The organism is Actinomadura roseirufa, assembly GCF_900659635.1.
GTDB classification, from domain to species: Bacteria; Actinomycetota; Actinomycetes; order Streptosporangiales; family Streptosporangiaceae; genus Spirillospora; species Spirillospora roseirufa.
Genome location: NZ_CAACVB010000026.1, coordinates 39610 through 56666 on the forward strand (window position 1 = coordinate 39610; position 17057 = coordinate 56666).

Annotated in this window: 11 protein-coding genes; 5 read left to right on the forward strand and 6 right to left on the reverse strand. The window is 72.9% G+C overall.

Annotated features, from left to right (window positions below; genetic code table 11):
- Positions 1-856 precede the first annotated feature (856 nt).
- Positions 857-3019 (reverse strand): MMPL family transporter, encoded by a 2163-nt coding sequence (locus E1291_RS08620; protein ID WP_131737211.1) that lies wholly within the window; start codon positions 3017-3019, stop codon positions 857-859.
- Between the two features lie 157 nt (positions 3020-3176).
- Here E1291_RS08620 and E1291_RS08625 point away from each other — a divergent pair, with 157 nt between their 5' ends.
- Complete coding sequence (locus tag E1291_RS08625; protein WP_131737212.1) at positions 3177-4325, forward strand: cystathionine gamma-synthase; 1149 nt, start codon at positions 3177-3179, stop codon at positions 4323-4325.
- Between the two features lie 328 nt (positions 4326-4653).
- Positions 4654-5730, forward strand: a complete 1077-nt coding sequence (locus tag E1291_RS08630) for an alpha/beta hydrolase (protein ID WP_242614026.1) — start codon at positions 4654-4656, stop codon at positions 5728-5730.
- A gap of 28 nt (positions 5731-5758) precedes the next feature.
- Here E1291_RS08630 and E1291_RS43175 read toward each other — a convergent pair whose 3' ends face one another.
- From E1291_RS43175 to E1291_RS08650, 3 genes are all read right to left on the reverse strand, one after another.
- Complete coding sequence (locus E1291_RS43175) at positions 5759-6439, reverse strand: hypothetical protein (protein ID WP_207400636.1); 681 nt, start codon at positions 6437-6439, stop codon at positions 5759-5761.
- Positions 6440-6640: 201 nt separating this feature from the next.
- Positions 6641-8869, reverse strand: a complete 2229-nt coding sequence (locus tag E1291_RS43820) for a vWA domain-containing protein (protein WP_242614027.1) — start codon at positions 8867-8869, stop codon at positions 6641-6643.
- Positions 8870-8908: 39 nt separating this feature from the next.
- The gene (locus E1291_RS08650) at positions 8909-10330 is read right to left on the reverse strand and encodes a sigma 54-interacting transcriptional regulator (protein ID WP_131737213.1); all 1422 of its coding nucleotides are present in this window, start codon (positions 10328-10330) and stop codon (positions 8909-8911) included.
- A gap of 139 nt (positions 10331-10469) precedes the next feature.
- Here E1291_RS08650 and E1291_RS08655 point away from each other — a divergent pair, with 139 nt between their 5' ends.
- From E1291_RS08655 to ilvA, 3 genes are all read left to right on the forward strand, one after another.
- The gene (locus E1291_RS08655) at positions 10470-11693 is read left to right on the forward strand and encodes an FIST signal transduction protein (RefSeq protein ID WP_131737220.1); all 1224 of its coding nucleotides are present in this window, start codon (positions 10470-10472) and stop codon (positions 11691-11693) included.
- A complete protein-coding gene (locus E1291_RS08660) occupies positions 11690-12721 on the forward strand; it encodes an ROK family protein (RefSeq protein WP_131737214.1) in 1032 nt (343 codons plus the stop codon). Before E1291_RS08655 ends, E1291_RS08660 begins: the two co-directional genes overlap by 4 nt.
- 62 nt (positions 12722-12783) lie before the next feature.
- Positions 12784-14007: a threonine ammonia-lyase gene (gene ilvA / locus E1291_RS08665; protein ID WP_131737215.1), complete on the forward strand. Its 1224-nt coding sequence runs from the start codon at positions 12784-12786 to the stop codon at positions 14005-14007.
- A 75-nt stretch (positions 14008-14082) separates the two neighbouring features.
- On the opposite strand, the gene E1291_RS08670 is transcribed toward ilvA, so the two are convergent.
- A complete protein-coding gene (locus E1291_RS08670) occupies positions 14083-15519 on the reverse strand; it encodes a M1 family metallopeptidase (RefSeq protein WP_131737216.1) in 1437 nt (478 codons plus the stop codon).
- Between the two features lie 116 nt (positions 15520-15635).
- The coding region (locus E1291_RS08675; RefSeq protein ID WP_306434453.1) for a M1 family metallopeptidase at positions 15636-17057 on the reverse strand (1422 nt) is incomplete at its 5' end.

Sequence of the window (17057 nt, forward strand, 5' to 3'; positions counted from 1 at the left end):
TCCACGGCAAGGTAGTGGTCACACTCTGAGTTTGATTGAGCGTCGCAGACGAGGCTTGCCGAGGCGGCAGAGGTTCGGGCGTGTCGTCCTTAGCGGTGAGATGCACGCGGCCGGCTCGATGGTGGCGACGGCCAGTGCAAAGGCGGCGAGGACGGCGCGAGGGTAACGACTACGGGGGCCCGAGGGGGGCGGCGAGGCAGTCGATGGTCGCCGGTCGCGTCGATGTGGGGACGGCTGGCTCAGGGGTGACCGCGGCGAGGTCGGCGGGGACGGAGTCGAGGGTGGTGACAGGGAGGTCGGGCGGGGGCGGGCCCGAAGGTGGCAGCGAGGGAGTCGAGAGTGGTGCCGGTCGGGTCGACGCGGGGACGGCTGGCTCGGGGGTGGCGACGGGGAGGTCGGGCGGGGGCGGGGCCGAAGGTGGCGGCGAAGGAGTCGGGGGTGGCGCTGGCCGGGTCAAGGTGGTGACGGTGAGGGAGTCGATGGTTGCTGGTCGGGTCGATGTGGGGACGGCTGGCTCGGGGGTGGCTGCGGCGAGGTCGGCGGGGGCGGAGTCGAGGGTGGCAACGGGGAGGTCGGGCGGTGACGGGGCCGAGGGTGGTGACAGGGAGGTCGGTGGGGGCGGTGACGGGAGCAGTGTGGTGAGGGCTTCTTCGAGGGGGACGGCGGTCGGGGGCGAGAGGGGCGACTGGCCGGGCGAGGGGTGGGGGGGGGGCTTTGATGGCTTCTGAACGCGGCGAAGCGCCGGGATCTTGGGGATCCCGGCGCTTCGGTCTTTCTTAGAGGGAGTCGGGTTGCGGGGCCCGGTCTGTGGGCGGCATGTCTGACCGGGACCCGCAACCCGACGTCTGTGGGGCCGCTAGTAGTTGCGGTACCCGGACGGGGCGAACTGGTTCTCCATGGGGTCGGGGCCCTGCTGCTTCTTCGGAGCGTCGCCGTGACCCGGCCACCAGGCGCGGTGGCCCAGCATGGCCGTGATGCCCGGCACCAGGAACATCGACATGACGAACGCGGAGAGGGCGATGCCGACCGCGACCGCGAAGCCCATCTGCTGGAGCATCGACACCGGGGCGAGCAGCATCACCGAGAAGGTGCCGGCGAGGATGAGGCCCGCCGCGGCGACCGTCGGGCCGCCGTGCTGGACGGCCAGCGCCGCCGCCTTCTTCGGGTCGTGGCCCTCCTTGGCCTCCTCGCGCAGCCGCGCGGTCATCAGGATGTTGTAGTCGGTCCCGATGGCCAGCACGAACAGGTAGAGGATGATCGGCAACTGGAAGACCACACCGGGCTTGCCCGCCATCCCCTGGAAGGCGTACACCGCGGAGCCGAGCGTGGCGGCGAAGCCCAGCAGGACCGCCACGACCAGGTAGAGCGGCGCGACCAGCGACCTCAGCAGCAGGGCCAGGATCAGCGCGATCAGGACGGCCGCCACCGGGAGGATGATCGACAGGTCGCGGTTGTTGACCGTGTTGATGTCGGCGAAGATCGCCGTCTGGCCGCCGACGTAGGCCCGGGTGCCCTCCGGTGCGATCTTGTGCACCGCCGGCGTCAGCTTGTCCTTGACGAGGGTGACCGACTCGTTGGAGACGGGGTTCTTCTTCAGGACGAGGTCGACGCGTGCGACCGACCGGTCCTTGCCCGGCTCGGCCTGCTGGACCCGGCCGACGCCCGGCACGCTCTTGGCGTCCTGCCGGAAGGCGGCGATCTTCTGCGCGCTGAGCGGCTGCCCGTCGGTGTTCTTGAGGAAGACCTGGACCGGGGTGGTCAGACCGGGCGGGAAGCCCTTCTGCATGTCCTTGGTCGCCTGCGCGGACTCGGTGTCCTGCGGGAAGCCCGCCGCGAAGTCGTAGTCGGCCTTGAAGCCCATGGATCCGGCGGCCAGGACCACCAGGACCACACCGCTGAGCAGGGCGGCCACCGCGGGGCGCTTACCGACGCCGCGGCCGATCGCCGCGGAGATCGCGCCCTTGGGCTGCTTCTTCCAGGCCTTGGAGGGCCAGAACACCGCGGTGCCGAGCAGCGACACGATCGCCGGGAACAGGGTCAGGGAGGTGATGCCCATGACGATGACGGCGATGGCCAGGGACGGGCCCCAGGCGCTGAAGACCCCGAAGGCGGCCAGCAGCAGGACGAGGAAGGTGGCGGCGATGGCGGCGGCGGCCGAGGAGATGACCTCGCCGACCCGCTCCACCGCGGTGATCATCGCGGTCTTCTTGTCGTCGCCGGCCCGTAGCCGCTCACGGAACCTGAACATGATGAACAGGTAGTAGTCGGCGCCGATACCGAACAACACGATGAGGATGATGGTGTTCAGGCTGTCGTCGCCGGAGAAGTTGAACGCGTGGGACGCCGCGCCGATGAGGCCCATGGCGAACTGCATCGTGAACATGATCACGACGATCGGCAGCACCGCGGCGATCGGTGCGCGGAAGATCAGCAGGATCAACCCGATGATCAGTACGAAGGTGGCGATGCCGACGATCTCGAGGGACTGGGTGAAGGAGTCCTCGTTGTCGACACCGTTGGCGACGTCACCGCCGACCTTGGCCTCCAACCCGCCGTCCTTGAGCAGGGATGGCAGATCCTTGCGGATCTGCTTCACCGCGTCGCCCTGCTTCTTCGCAGCCTCCTGCGTCGTGCCCTTCATCGGCACCGAGATCACCTGGACGGCCCTGTTCGGCGCCACCGCGTCGGGGCCTGTGGCGACGGCCTGGACCGTCTCCGGCTTCTTGGCCTCGAGCGTCTTGGCCGCCTGCTCCACCTTGGCGACGTTGGCCTGCGTGAGGGGCTTGCCGTCGGTGCGCTTGACGATGATCAGCGCGGAGGTGTCCTCCTGCTGGGGGAACGCCTTCTCGGCGACCTTCATCGCCTGGACGGACTCGTACTTGGTGGGGAGGAAGTCACCCTGGTCGGACTCGGTCTTGAGACTGGGGGAGAAGAGGATGGTGACGACCGCGACTGCTAGCCAGGCCACGATCGTCCACCAAGGGTGCCGCACGACGAACCGCGCGAGTCCAGCGAACATGGTCATCCTTCGATCAAGGGGTTCAGCGGGGATACCTCTCAAACGGTAGAGATCGGATCCCGTCTTGTGGTCAACCGCCGAGCCCATTTAGGGGCTGATACCTAGGGGGGAGTACCTCCTCCTCCAGGAGGGCTCGCAGGTGGATAGCCTCATTCGCATGGACAACGAGGTTCAGCCGGGGTTCGACACCCTGGCCATCCACGCGGGGCAGGAGCCCGACCCGGTGACGGGGGCGGTCGTCCCGCCGATCTACCAGGTCTCGACCTACAAGCAGGACGGCATCGGCGGCCTGCGCGGCGGCTACGAGTACTCGCGCTCAGCCAACCCGACGCGTACCGCGCTCGAAGTATGCCTGGCCGAGGTGGAGGGCGGCGCCCGCGGGCTGGCGTTCGCCTCGGGCCTCGCGGCCGAGGACGCGTTGCTGCGCGCGGTGTGCCGCCCCGGCGACCACGTGATCATCCCGAACGACGCCTACGGCGGCACCTACCGGCTGTTCGCGAAGGTGGCCGAGCCGTGGGGGATGGTGTTCGACCCGGTGCCGCTCGGTGACGTGGCGGCCGTCCGGGCGGCGGTCCGCCCCGAAACGAAGATCATCTGGGTGGAGACGCCGACCAACCCGCTGCTCGGCATCGCCGACATCGCGACTCTGGCGGCCATCGCGCACGACGCGGGCGCACTGCTCGTCGTCGACAACACCTTCGCCTCAGCCTACCTGCAGCGTCCGCTGGCGCTCGGCGCCGACGTGGTCGTGCACTCCACCACCAAGTACATCGGCGGTCACTCCGACGTCATCGGCGGCGCCCTGATCGTCTCCGACGCCGAGCTGGGGGAGCGGCTGGCGTTCCACCAGAACGCCATGGGCGCCGTCGCGGGCCCGTTCGACGCCTGGCTGACGCTGCGCGGGATCAAGACGCTCGGCGTGCGGATGGACCGGCACTGCGCCAACGCCGAGAAGATCGTGGACATGCTCACCCGGCACCCCGCCGTCGAGCAGGTCCTCTACCCGGGACTGCCCGATCACCCGGGCCACGACATCGCCGCCAAGCAGATGAAGGCGTTCGGCGGGATGGTGTCGTTCCGGATGGCGACCGCCGAGGCGGCGGTGCGGGTCTGCGAGCGGACCAAGCTGTTCACCCTCGGCGAGTCGCTCGGCGGTGTGGAGTCGCTGATCGAGCACCCGGGGCGCATGACGCACGCGTCGGCGGCCGGGTCGCCGCTGGAGGTACCGGACGACCTGGTGCGCCTGTCGGTCGGCATCGAGGACGTCCACGACCTGCTGCACGACCTGCGGGAGGCCCTCGCCTGACGCTCCCCTGCCGGCCCGGCGGCCGGGAGACGGGAGCGCAGACGGAGCGCTTGGACGGGAGCGCGGGCGGGGAGCCTGGACGGCCGCCTGAGCGGGTGGCCAGGCGCGGCGTGCGGGCGGGGGCGGGGGCTGCGTGACCGGCCCCGCCCGTGGGTGACGGGGCGGCCGGAGCAGCTGTATCGGCCGCCCTGGGCGAGCCGGGCCGCCGGTGAGCCGGACGAGCCGGAGCGACGGGCAGATCAGGTCGAACCTGGCGTCGTTCCCGCGCCGTTCTTGATCAAACCATCTATGATGTGGCCGCCAGGTTCGATCAGGAAAGGGCCCCGGGGTGCGCAAAGTACTGGTCTGTGGGGCGGCGCTCGCCGCGACGTGTCTGTCCGCCGTGGCCGCGGTCCCGACCGCCGGAGCCACGCCCCCGCCGACGCCCAAGCGCACGGCGCCGACGGTGTTCCCGTCCGAGGAGACCGGGACGACACCGCCGTCCGACGGCCCGGAGACGCCCGGCGGGGAGACCTCCTCGCCGCCGCCCTCCAGGCGGGTCCCGGTGACCCGTTCGGGAGCCGGGGTGACCGACGGCGTGGTGTCCGCCAAGGCCGTCATGGTCACGCCCAGGCCGCCGCGGTTCGTGACCTACGCCTACGGCAAGTCCTCCCGGCAGCGGATCGACGCCTACTGGCGTCAGTCCGAGCCCAGGGCGAAGCCGCGCCCCGCCGTCCTGGTCCTGCACGGCGGGTACTGGCTCGGCGGCGACAAGCGCGGCTGGAAGTACTTCGCCCGCCGCCTCACCGACCAGGGATACGTCGTCCTCGCGGCCAACTACCGGCTGGCGAGCCAGTCCCCCTGGCCCGCACAGCGCGACGACGCCCTGAGCGCGCTCACCTTCCTGAAGAAGCACGCCGCGACGTGGAACGCCGACCCGCGGCGCGTCGTGGTGGTCGGCTCGTCCTCCGGCGGGATGCTCGCCACCCAGCTCGGCACCTACGGGACCGGCGCCGAGCGGGTCCGCGGCGTGATCGCGCTCTCGCCGCCGAACAACCCCTACCTCGCCTTCCAGGACGGCCTGAAGCCCAGTGCCCTCCTCACCCAGCGCAAGCTGCGGCGGGCCGTGGTCGATCTCGTCCGGTGCACGCCCGGCGCCGACGCAGGCGGAGGCTGCTGGAAGCGGCTGGACGACGCCAACTCCGCCACGCACGTCTCCCCGGGCGACGCGCCGATGCTGCTCATGCACGCCAGCGGCGACTTCGTCCCGGTGACCCAGAGCACGGGCCTGGCGAGCGCGCTGCGCGCCGCGGGCGTCCCGGTGGCCGTGAAGGTGGTCCCCGGCGAGCTGCACGCCTCGGAGCTACTGAACGACGAGCACACCTACCCGCTGATCCTGAAGTGGCTGCGCGCCCACAGCCGATGAGGGGCGGCCGGAGCGTACAGGACGCTCCCTAGCCGTTCCAGACCATCAGGATGAGGATCACCACCCAGATCAGCGCGACGACGCCGGAGAGCGCGGCGATGCGTCCGCGCTGCACCGGGGCGACCTCCCCGCGCACGCCGCCGCCCAAGCCGCCGCCCGCCGTTGTTCCGGCCCCCGCGCCGCCGGATGCGTCCGCGGGCCCGGCCGGTGTTCCCGACTCGGGGGCGTCCGCCGTGGGGCCGGGACGCTCGGTGCCGCCGGCCGGCTTCCCGACACCGTCCGGTTCCTCGCCCCCGGCCGCGTCTCCGCCAGTGCCCCCGCCAGTGACCCCGCCAGCCCTCCCACCGGTGACGCCGCCACTGGGCGTGGCGGGTACCGCTTCGGCCGCGGCCAGCTCGATCAGGTGCGCGGCCTTGCGCTGGTCGCGCTCCACGATCAGCAGCAGGACGAGCGCGACGACGAACAGCGTCATCGACACTGACAGCCACACCCGCGCCAGGTCGCCCTTGGCCAGGCTCAGCCCGAACAGGAAGATCCCCAGCGACGCCAGCCCGTAGAGCTGGGTCGTGCGGTGCAGGTAACGGACCACCGCCACGTTCCGCTTGCGGATGTAGCGCGGGGTGGCCATGGTCGCGGCGGTCAGCGGCCCCAGCGTGAAGATCGCGAAGCCGATGTGCAGGAACAGCAGGATGCGGTCCGAAGTCGACATGACGCCGACCCTAGTCCCCGGACGGCGCCACAGCACTACGCCCGGCTGCGAGATCGTCACAGAGCGGAGCTCACCTGGGGCGCCGTGCGAGAACTCACCTGGGGCGCCGCGCGGAGCTGACCTGGGGCGCTGGGCGGAGGTCACCGGGGATGCTGAGCGGAGCTTATTGGGAATGCTGTGTGGAGTCCGACGGGGGGGTGTTCAGCGGCGGCCTCGGCGTACTCGGAGGTAGTCGCTGACGACGTACTCGCCGAGTCGTTCGGCGTCCGGGGCGAAGACGCGGCCGCCGTTGCGTCGTGCCACCTCCTCGACGAACGACACGAGCCGCCGGTCGTCGGCCAGCATGAAGAAGTTCATGCAGGCGCCGCGCCGGGTCATCTTGTCGACCTCGGCGAGGGTGAGGACCAGCGTGTCGGTGGACGGCGGGTAGTCGAACAGCGACCGGCCGTCCGGGCGCAGGTGCGCGGTCGGCTCGCCGTCGGTGACCACCAGGACGATCGGCTCGAAGTCGGGATGCCGGTCCAGGTGCCGACCGGCGAGCATCAGCGCGTGGTGCAGGTTCGTGCCCTGCACCATGTCCCAGTCGAGGCCCGCCATCTCCGTGGGGTGCAGGACCCGCGCGTAGTTGGAGAACCCGATGATCTGGATCGCGTCCTGGGGGAACTTGCTCGTCACCAGCGTGTGCAGGGCGAGCGTGGTCTGCTTGGCGACGGCCCACGTCCCGCGCAGCACCATCGAGTACGACAGGTCGACCAGCAGGCACACCGCCGCTCCGGTGCGCCGCTCGGTCTCGTGCACCTCGAAGTCGTCCACGCCGAGCCGGACGCCCGGCAGCGATCCTCCAGAAGCCCGTGATCCTCCTGGGATCCGCGTTCCGCCGGGAAGGGGCGGCTCCAGGACGTGTACGCGGGCGTCCGCACCGGCCAGGCCAGGGACGGCCTGCCCAGGCGCAGCCTGTCCAGGAGCAGCAGGACCGGGAGCAGCAGGACCGGGAGCAGGGCCGGGAACAGGGGCGGCAGCAGGAGCGGGAGCAGGGCCGGGAACAGGGGCGGCAGCAGGGGCGGGAGCAGCAGGGGCGGGCGTGGCTTCGCCCGGTGCTGGGCCGGTCTCCATCGCGCTGCGGCGGATCGCGTTGCTCACCGTCCGGACCACGTCGAGGGGCTGCTCGTCGCCGAACCGCCACTCCCGGCTCGACCCCGTCAGCTCCCCGGCCTGCCCGGCGTCCCGCTGGTCGTGGTCGCCCTGCCGGGCCGAGGCCAGCTGGGAGAACACCCGGCGCAACGCCGTCTCGCCGAGCCGCCGCACCGCCTTGGCGGTCAGCTCCAGTTTCCCGCGCTTGCGCTGCAGGTAGCCCTGCCGCTCCAGCTCCGCCTCGATGCGGCGCAGCGCGTCCAGGTCGTCGACGGCCTGCCGGCCGAGGGCCCGCCGCACCGCCTCCTCGTCGATGTCGTCGAGGCGCGCGCCCGGGTAGTCCTGGCCGAGCGCGGTCTCCAGCTCGGCGAGGTCGGCCAGCTCCGCCAGCGCCGTCGTCGCGTCGCCCACGCCGAGCGGGTCGTCGCCGGTCATCTGTTCCGGCGCGCCCCAGCCGAGGTCGGGCCGCCGCGCCCGCAGCGAGTCGCCCAGCCGCGTCATCTCCATCGCCAGGCCCGCGTCCTGCATGGCCTGCTCCATCAGCCCGGCCAGCTCCGCCCGCTGCTCCGGGCTGAGCGAGGCGAGCAGCCGGTCCATCGCGGCGGCGCGGCGGGCCAGCGAGTCGACCAGTTCCTCCAGGTTCGCCGGACGGTCGGGGAAGAAGTCCCCGTACTCCTCCATGAACCGGTCGAAGTCCTCCTGGGTGTGCTCGCCGCGCGCGTCCCGGTCCAGCATGGTGTTCAGCGCGGACATCATGTCCTTGACGCGTGCCATGGCGGCCGGGTCCTGGTTCTCCAGGGCCTGCTTCATGCCCTGGAACTGGGAGTCCAGGACCTCGCGCCGCAGCAGGTCCTTGAGCTGCTCGAACGTCGCGCGCGCCGCGTCGGACCGCCACTGGTAGGACGACAGCCGCCGGATCGCCTGGGACGTGTCGTCCGGCAGCGTGTCCAGCTCCGCCTCCCGCAGCCGCGCCTCATCGCTCGGATCGGGGAACAGCTCCGCCCGCTCCTGGCCGATGGCGGTGTCCAGCAGCGCGCGCGCCTGCTCCAGGGTGCCGTCCAGACGGCCCCGGTCGCGCAGCGCGCGGCGGCGTTCCCGCACCTCCCGGAGCAGGTCGTCCAGCCCGCGGCGCCCCTGCGCCCCGGGCAGGCCGCGGCGCAGCAACTCGCGCAGGGCGTCGTCCGGGCGGGTGCCGTCCAGCACCGAGTCGCCGACGGCGTCCAGAGCGTCGCGGACGTCGTAGGGCGGGGCCAGCGGGTCGGGTCCCTCCTCGTACGCGCCGTACCGGTAGCGGCTCATCGAATCCCCTCGCGCGTGACGGGCCCGGGGCTGCGGGCCTCAGGTGCGGTAGGTGGACGTCCCGCCGGACCTTCCCTCCGGGACGTCCTTGGACAGGCGCCGGGTGAGGAACAGCCCCTCCAGGGCGAACTCCAGCGCCGCCGCGGCCTGGCCCGGGGAGTCCCCGCTCATGCCGAGCCGCTCCATGATCTTGGCGAGGCCGGGGACCTGGCCGATCCGGCGCAGCAGCTCCGCCGCCGCGACCAGCTCGCCCGACTCGACCCGCTCGCCCGAGTCGAACTTGTCGAGCAGCCCGGTCAGGTCGGCGGCGCCCAGCGTGCGCCGGTAGGTCTCGGCGACGGCCCGGCGCAGCAGATGCTCCAGCACCTCCTGCTCGCGGCCCTCCTCGCTGACCTCGAACTCGACCTTGCCGAGCAGCGACGGCACCACCGCGGGCAGGTCGCAGATCCGCGCGACGGCCCGCTCCTCACCGGTCAGCGCGGCGCGCCGCACCGCGCCCGCCGCCACCGTCTCGGCCCCGGCCAGCGCGAACCGCGCCGACACCCCGGACCGCGCGTCCACCGCCGTCGACTCGCGGACGAGCCGGGTGAACCGGCCGATCACCTCGACGAGGTGGTCGGGCACCTCGGCGGGCAGGCCCGCCAGGTCGGCGAAGTCGGCCTCCTGCCGGATCAGCGCCAGCTCCGCGTCCAGCTCCAGCGGGTAGTGGGTGCGGATCTCGGCGCCGAAGCGGTCCTTCAGCGGCGTGATGATGCGGCCCCGGTTGGTGTAGTCCTCCGGGTTCGCGGACGCGACGAGCAGCACGTCCAGCGGCAGCCGCAGCGCGTACCCGCGAACCTGGACGTCGCGCTCCTCCAGCACGTTCAGCAGCGCCACCTGGATCCGCTCGGCCAGGTCGGGCAGCTCGTTGATCGAGAAGATCCCCCGGTTGGTGCGCGGGACCAGGCCGAAGTGGACGGTCTCCGGGTCGCCCAGCGTGCGGCCCTCGGCGACCTTGATCGGGTCGACGTCGCCGATGAGGTCGCCGACGCTGGTGTCGGGCGTGGCGAGCTTCTCGCCGTACCGCTCGTCCCGGTGCCGCCACGCCACCGGCAGGTCGTCGCCGTGCTCGGCGGCCAGCCGCCGGCAGCGCACGCACACCGGTTCGTACGGGTGGTCGTTGATCTCGCAGCCGGCCACCACCGGGGTCCACTCGTCCAGCAGCCCGGCCAGCGTGCGGATCAGCCGGGTCTTGCCCTGCCCGCGCTCGCCCAGCAGCACCAGGTCGTGCCCCGCGAGCAGAGCGCGCTCCAGATGGGGCAGGACGGTGTCGTCGAACCCCAGGATCCCGGGGAAGCGCGGCTCCCCCGATCTCAGCCGGGCGAGCAGGTTGTGACGGATCTCGGCCTTCACCGATCGCTGGACGTGACCGCTGGTGCGCAGGTCGCCCAGTGTGGTCTCGCGAGGTGTGGATGGACGCACGCGATCGACACTACGTCGCCGACGCGCGCGATCGCACCCTCGTCGGCGGATTCCCGGCACCGGTTGGGTCGGCGGGGCGCGGCGGGGGAGACTGGGAGTGTGAAGAGAGCCGGTGAACCGAGTGAGGGAGGCGGCGCCGATGGCGCGGTTCGGTGATGGCCTGGCCCTCGGCCCCGATCTGGAGACCGCGGCGGCCGCCGCGGTCGAGCAGGCCCTGGCGCCGCTCAGCGCGGCGCCCGACCTGGTCTGCGTCTTCATCGCCGGGGACGACCCCGCCGAGATCGAGGCGGCGGCGCGGCGCGCGGCGGCGGCCGCGGGGCCCGCGCTGATGCTGGGGTGCAGCGCGTCCGGGGTGATCGGGGCCGGACGCGGCGTGGAGGAGGCCGGCGCGGTCAGCGCCTGGGCGGCGGTGCTGCCCGGGGCCCGGCTCGACCCGTTCCGGCTGGAGACCCTCAAGGCGGAGGACCGCCTGGTCGTCGTCGGGATGCCGGAGCCGCGGGACGACGACGTCGTGGCCGTCCTCCTCGCCGACCCCTACAGCTTCCCGGTGGACGCCTTCGTGGAGCGCTCGGACGACGCGCTGCCCGGCCTGCCGATGGTCGGCGGCATCGCCGAGGGCGGTGAGCGGGGCGGCGAGCGCGGTGCTGAACGGGGCGGTGAACTGGGCGGTGAACCGGGTGGCGAGCGGGGCGGCACGCGGCTGTTCGTCGGCGGCAATGTGCACTCCGACGGCGCCGTCGGAGTGGTGCTCGGCGGCCCGGTCGCCGCCGCGACCGTCGTCAGCCAGGGCGCCCGGCCGATCGGCCCCGACATGGTCGTCACGCGGGCCGACGAGAACATCCTGTACGAGCTGGCGGGCGTCCCCGCGCTGGAGAAGCTGGAGCAGATCGTCGTCGGCCTGCCGGAGGAGGACCAGGAGCTCGCCGGGCGCGGCCTGCTCATCGGCGTCGCGATGGACGAGTACGCCGACGAGCACGAGCACGGCGACTTCCTCGTCCGCGGCGTGGTCGGCGCCGACTCCGGCAGCGGCGCCATCGCCATCGGCGACGTGGTCGAGGTGGGACGGACCGTCCGGTTCCAGGTCCGCGACGCCGGCGCCGCCGAGGAGGACCTGACTGCGCTCCTGGAGCGGTTCGACCTGGCCCCCGTGGAGGGCGCGCTGCTGTTCTCCTGCAACGGGCGCGGCCAGGCGATGTTCCCCGACTCCGACCACGACGCGAAGGTGCTCGACCGCGCGTTCGGCCCCGCCGGGGTCGGCGGGTTCTTCGCCGCCGGCGAGATCGGACCGGTCGCGGGCCGCAACCACGTGCACGGTTTCACCGCCTCCATCCTGGCGTTCGGCCGGGTCGGGGACGACGCGTGAGCGAGCCCGGTGCTCCGGTGCTCGCGGTCGACATCGGCGGTACCAAGCTGGCCGCCGCGCTGGTCGAGCCCGGCGGCCGGGTCGCCGCCTACGACCGGGTCGCCACGCCGCACGAGCCGGGACTGGACGCCGACGGGCTGTGGCGGACGCTGGAGGCGCTGCTGGACGCCCTGGTCACCGAGGCCGGGTCACCGGCCCTGGCCGGGGTCGGCGTCGGCTGCGGCGGGCCGATGACCTGGCCCGCCGCCGAGGTGTCCCCGCTCAACATCCCGGCCTGGCGCGGGTTCCCGCTGCGCGCGCGGCTGCGCGAGCGGTACCCGGGGCTGCCCGTCCGCGTCCACAACGACGCGATCTGCGTGGCGGCGGGCGAGCACTGGCGCGGCGCCGGCCGCGGCCGCGGCAACGTCCTCGGCATGGTGGTGTCCACCGGTGTCGGCGGCGGGCTCGTCCTGGACGGCCGGCTCGTCGACGGCGCCAGCGGCAACGCCGGGCACATCGGGCACGTCGTCGTCGACCCGGACGGCCCGCCGTGCAAGTGCGGCGGCCGCGGCTGCCTGGAGGCGATCGCGCGCGGCCCCGGGCTGGTCGCCTGGGCGGGCGAGCAGGGCTGGCGGCCGGGCGGACGCGACGTCACCGGCGTCGAGCTGGCCGCCGACGCCCGCCGCGGGCACCCGGTCGCCGTGGCCGCGATGCGCCGCGCGGGCCGCGCCCTCGGCATCGCGATCGCGTCCGCGACGCACCTGTGCGACCTGGAGGTCGCCGCGATCGGCGGCGGCGTGTCGCAGGCGGGCGCGCTGCTGTTCGACCCGCTGGAGGAGGCGCTGCGGACGCACGCCCGGATGGAGTTCGCCCGGCGGGTCCGGGTCGTCCCGGCTGCGCTCGGCCAGACCGCGGGCCTGATCGGCGCCGCCGCCCTCGTCTTCGCCGGCGACCGCTACTGGAACGGAGACCGAGACCGAGACAGAGACGGGGACGGGGACCGGGACGGGGGCAGGGACGCAAGGGCGACGGCTGAAGGCGCCGTGTGACGGGGCCCCCGCCGGACGGAACGGCGGCGGGGGCGGTGCCGGGCACATGGGAAGATCGGGACATGACCCTCGTCACCGTCGACGACATCAGGGCCGCGCGCGAGTTGCTGCGCGACGTCGTCGTCCCCACCCCGATGATCCGGTCGCGGGTGCTGTCGGAGGCCATCGGCGGCCCCGTCCTGCTCAAGTGCGAGAACCTGCAGCGCACCGGCTCCTTCAAGATCCGCGGCGCGTACGTGCGGATCGCGCGGCTCACCGACGCCGAGCGCGCCCGCGGCGTCGTGGCGGCGAGCGCGGGCAACCACGCCCAGGGCGTCGCGCTGGCCGCGTCCATGCTCGGCTGCAAGGCGACCGTGTTCATGCCCGCGGGCGCCCCGCTGCCGAAGGTCGCCGCCACCCGCGGCTACGGCGCCGAGGTGATCTTCCCGGGCCCGACCGTCGACGAGTGCCTCATCGCGGCGGAGGACCACGCGCGGCGCAGCGGCGCTGTGCTGATCCACCCGTTCGACCACCGGGACGTGATCGCCGGGCAGGCCACGATCGGGCTGGAGATCCTGGAGCAGTGCCCGGACGTGCGCACCGTGGTCGGCTCCGTCGGCGGCGGCGGGCTCATGTCGGGCATCGCCGCCGCGCTCAAGGGCGTCGCGAAGGAGACGGGCGGGCACGACGTCAAGATCGTGGGCGCGCAGGCCAAGCGGGCGGCGGCGTTCCCGGCGTCGCTGGCGGCCGGTAGGCCCACCCGGGTGGAGATCGAGCCGACCATGGCGGACGGGATCGCCGTCGGCCGTCCCGGCGACCTCACCTTCGACGTGTTCACCCACCTGGTGGACGCCGTCGTCACGGTGACGGAGGAGTCGATCTCGCAGGCGCTGCTGCTCTGCCTCGAACGTGCCAAACAGGTGGTGGAGCCCGCGGGCGCCGCGGGCGTGGCCGCGCTCCTGGAGCACTCCTACGCCGTCCGGACGCCGGTGGTCGTGCTGCTGTCGGGCGGCAACATCGACCCGCTGCTGCTGTCGAAGGTGCTGCGGCACGGCCTGGCCGGCGCGGGCCGCTACCTCGTCGTGCGGTGCCGCCTCAAGGACCGTCCCGGCGCCCTGGTGACCCTTCTGGGCGAACTGGCCGAACTGGGGGTCAACGTCCTGGACGTGGTGCACGAGCGCGTCGCCGCCCGCCTGCACGTCGAGGAGGCGGAGGTGCTGATGCACCTGGAGACCCGCGGCTCCGACCACTCCGAGGACGTCATCGGACGCCTCCGCGCGAAGGGCTACACCCTCACGCTCAGCTGATCCTGTGCGCTGACGCGGTGGGACGGGGCCGTGAGCCGCTCACGGACCGTCCCACCGCGCGTCTTGAGCGGGCGGTCAGACGGCCGGCTTGCCCTCGGAGTACAGCCAGCGCGTGGCCCAGCCGCCGAGGTCCTGATGAGCGACCCGCTCGGCGAAGCGCACGAAGTCGGCGGTCGAGGCGTTGCCGCCGCCGTACGCCGCGGGCCAGGCCTTGAGCAGGCGGAAGAACGCCTTCTCTCCGATCGTCCGGCGCAGCGCGTGGATCGCCATCGCGCCGCGGTCGTAGACGAGCGCGTCGAAGATGCGGTTCCGGCCCGGGTCGGAGACCTTGCCCTTCCACAGCGGGTCGTTCGCGGGCGCCGCGTACGTGGCGTCGAAGCTCGCCTGGACGGGCTTGCCCGCGAACTTCTCGGCCCACAGCCACTCGGAGTACGTCGCGAAGCCCTCGTTCAGCCAGATGTCGGCCCACCGCCGCGGCGACACCGAGTCGCCGAACCACTGGTGGCCGAGCTCGTGCGCGAGCAGGTCACCGGCCGGGATGCTCCCGGGCCGGCGGCCCTGGTCGTACACGGGACGGCCCTGCGTCTCCAGCGCGTAGCCCACGCTCGCGTTGACGGCGACGCCGCCGGTCGAGGTGAACGGGTACCGCCCGTACAGTCCGGACTCGAAGTCCACGACCTCGGCGGTCCGCCGGTTGAACTCGCGGGCCTGCTCGGGCTTGATGGCGAGGGTCCGGTCCGTCGCGGTGAGGTTCGGGACGTCCGCGCGGGTGCGGCCGGTCAGCACGTCGTACTTCCCGAACGCGACCATGGCCAGTTCGCTGGCCATGGGGTTGCGCACCTCCCAGCGCGACACCGTCCAGCCCGCCCTCGTCGCCTTCCCCGCGAAGTCGCCGTTGGCGAGGCCCGTGAGCTCCTGGGGCGCGGCGAGCGCGTAGCTGTAGGTCGCCTTGTCGGTCGGGTGGTCGTTGACCGGGTAGACGGTCGCCGCGCCGATCGGCTGGTTCAGCATGACGCCGCCGTCGCCCGTCGGGATCCAGCCGGAAACGCCCAGCGCCGGGTCGTCGATGGTCTGTGGCACACCGGCGTAGGACACGGTCACGGTGAATCGGCTGTTCTTGCGCAGCCCCCGGGACGGGGTGATGACGAGTTCCTGCGCGCCCGTCCGCGCGTAGGCGGCCGGGCGGCCGTCCACCCGCAGCGCCGAGATCGTCATCCCGACGAAGTCCAGGTCGAACCGGGACAGGTTCTGCGTCGCCCGCGCCGTGATCGTGGTGACGGCGGACAGTCCCTTGGTCGCGGGGTCGTACCGCAGCCCGATGTCGTAGTGGGAGACGTCGTAGCCCCCGTTGCCCATGTCTGGGAAATAGGGGTCACCGGCGCCGGCCGCGCCGGGGGTGAACCGTGGGGCGGCGGCGCCGGCGGGCGCCGCCGGGGCCAGCAGGCCCGCCGTGACGCACAGTGCCGTGACGCACAGCGCCGCGGCGGCCAGGGCTCTGGGGGTTCTGCGCATAGACCTCGTCCTCATCATCGGGCACACTCGCAACAAGAATTTCTTGGGAACGATCGCCAGTTCAAGCGCGATTTGGTCTCGAATCGCCCCGCGCAGTACGGATTTCGCGGTTTTGATCACCATTTTTGGGGCTTCCCCGTGCGGTAGAGCCAGGCATCGAACAACCCGCCCAGCCGCCGCCCCGCGACGTGCTCGGCGTGCGCGACGAACTGCGCCGTGGTCACCGCCGAACCGCGCCGCCCGTCCGCCCAGGTCCGCAGGATCGTGAAGAAGGCCCGGTCGCCGACCCGGTCGCGCAGCGCCTGCAGGCACATCGCGCCGCGGACGTAGACCGCGAACCCGAACAGGCCGCGCGCGCCCGGCCGGCCCGCCGGCGGCACGAAGACCGGCGAGTCCGCGGGCTGCCGGTAGTACCGGTCGAAGATCTTCTTCGCCGAGTCCCGGCCGCCGCGCTCGGCCCACAGCCACTCGGCGTAGGTCGCGAAGCCCTCGTTCAGCCAGATGTCCTGCCAGCGCCTGATGCTCACGCTGTCGCCGAACCACTGGTGCGCCAGCTCGTGGACGACGAAGTCCTCGTCCGGGGCGAACCCGCCGTAGACGGGACGCTCCTGCGTCTCCAGCGCGTAGTCCAGCCGCGGGTCGTCGACGATGCCGCCCGCGGTCGCGAACGGGTACCGGCCGAACACCGTGGACGCCCAGTCCAGCACCTTGACCGTGGTGGCCTCCAGCTCCCTCACCGAGGCCCGGGTCCGCGGGTCGACCGCCGTGATCACCGGGATGCCGGCGCCGGTCCGGGTCCGCCTGACCTGGAACCTCCCGATCGCGATCATGGCGAGGTAGCTCGCCATCGGCGACTCCTCGGCCCAGTCGTAGGTCGCCGTCCCACCGTGCCGCGCGACCCGTCCGGGACGGCCGTTCGCCAGCACCCGCAGATCCTTCGGCACCGTCACATGGAACGCGTACGTCGCCTTGTCGCGCGGATGGTCGTTCACCGGCAGCCAGGTCGGCGCCCCGTCCGGCTCGGCCGCGACCACGGCCCCGTCCTTGGACGGCACCCAGCCGTACGTCCCGAGAGCGTCGTCGCGCAGCGGCGCCGGCACGCCCGCGTACCGGACCACGGCCGTGAACGAGGCGCCCTTGGAGATCCCTCCGGGCGGTGTGATCACGAGCTCCCCGCCCTTGCGCCGGTACCGGGCGGACCGCCCGTCCACCGCCACCCCGACGATCCGCGGCCCGCGGAAGTCGAGGTCGAAGCTCGACAGATCCTGGGTCGCCCTGGCCATGACGGACACCGTCGCGTCGATCCGTCCCGTCCGCGGCCCGGCGTAGTGGACGCTCACGTCGTAGTGCCGCACGTCGTAGCCGCCGTTCCCGGCACCGGGGAAGTAGGCGTCCCCCAGCCCCGCCGCGCCCGGCGTGCCCGTGCCCCGGCGAGGCCGCAGCGGCGCCCGGACGGGGCCGGAACGCCCGTCGCATCCGCCGGGCACGCCCCTGGCACCCGGCGGAGCGCCCGCGCCCGCGCCGGTGACCGGCGCGAC

Excerpts from the sequence above, each read along its gene's own strand:
- E1291_RS43175 (WP_207400636.1), bottom strand. The coding sequence starts at position 6,439 with ATGTCGACTTCGGACCGCATCCTGCTGTTCCTGCACATCGGCTTCGCG.
- ilvA (WP_131737215.1), top strand. The coding sequence starts at position 12,784 with ATGACCCTCGTCACCGTCGACGACATCAGGGCCGCGCGCGAGTTGCTG.
- E1291_RS08625 (WP_131737212.1), top strand. The coding sequence starts at position 3,177 with ATGGACAACGAGGTTCAGCCGGGGTTCGACACCCTGGCCATCCACGCG.
- E1291_RS43820 (WP_242614027.1), bottom strand. The coding sequence starts at position 8,869 with ATGAGCCGCTACCGGTACGGCGCGTACGAGGAGGGACCCGACCCGCTG.
- E1291_RS08670 (WP_131737216.1), bottom strand. The coding sequence starts at position 15,519 with ATGCGCAGAACCCCCAGAGCCCTGGCCGCCGCGGCGCTGTGCGTCACG.
- E1291_RS08620 (WP_131737211.1), bottom strand. The coding sequence starts at position 3,019 with ATGTTCGCTGGACTCGCGCGGTTCGTCGTGCGGCACCCTTGGTGGACG.
- E1291_RS08655 (WP_131737220.1), top strand. The coding sequence starts at position 10,470 with ATGGCGCGGTTCGGTGATGGCCTGGCCCTCGGCCCCGATCTGGAGACC.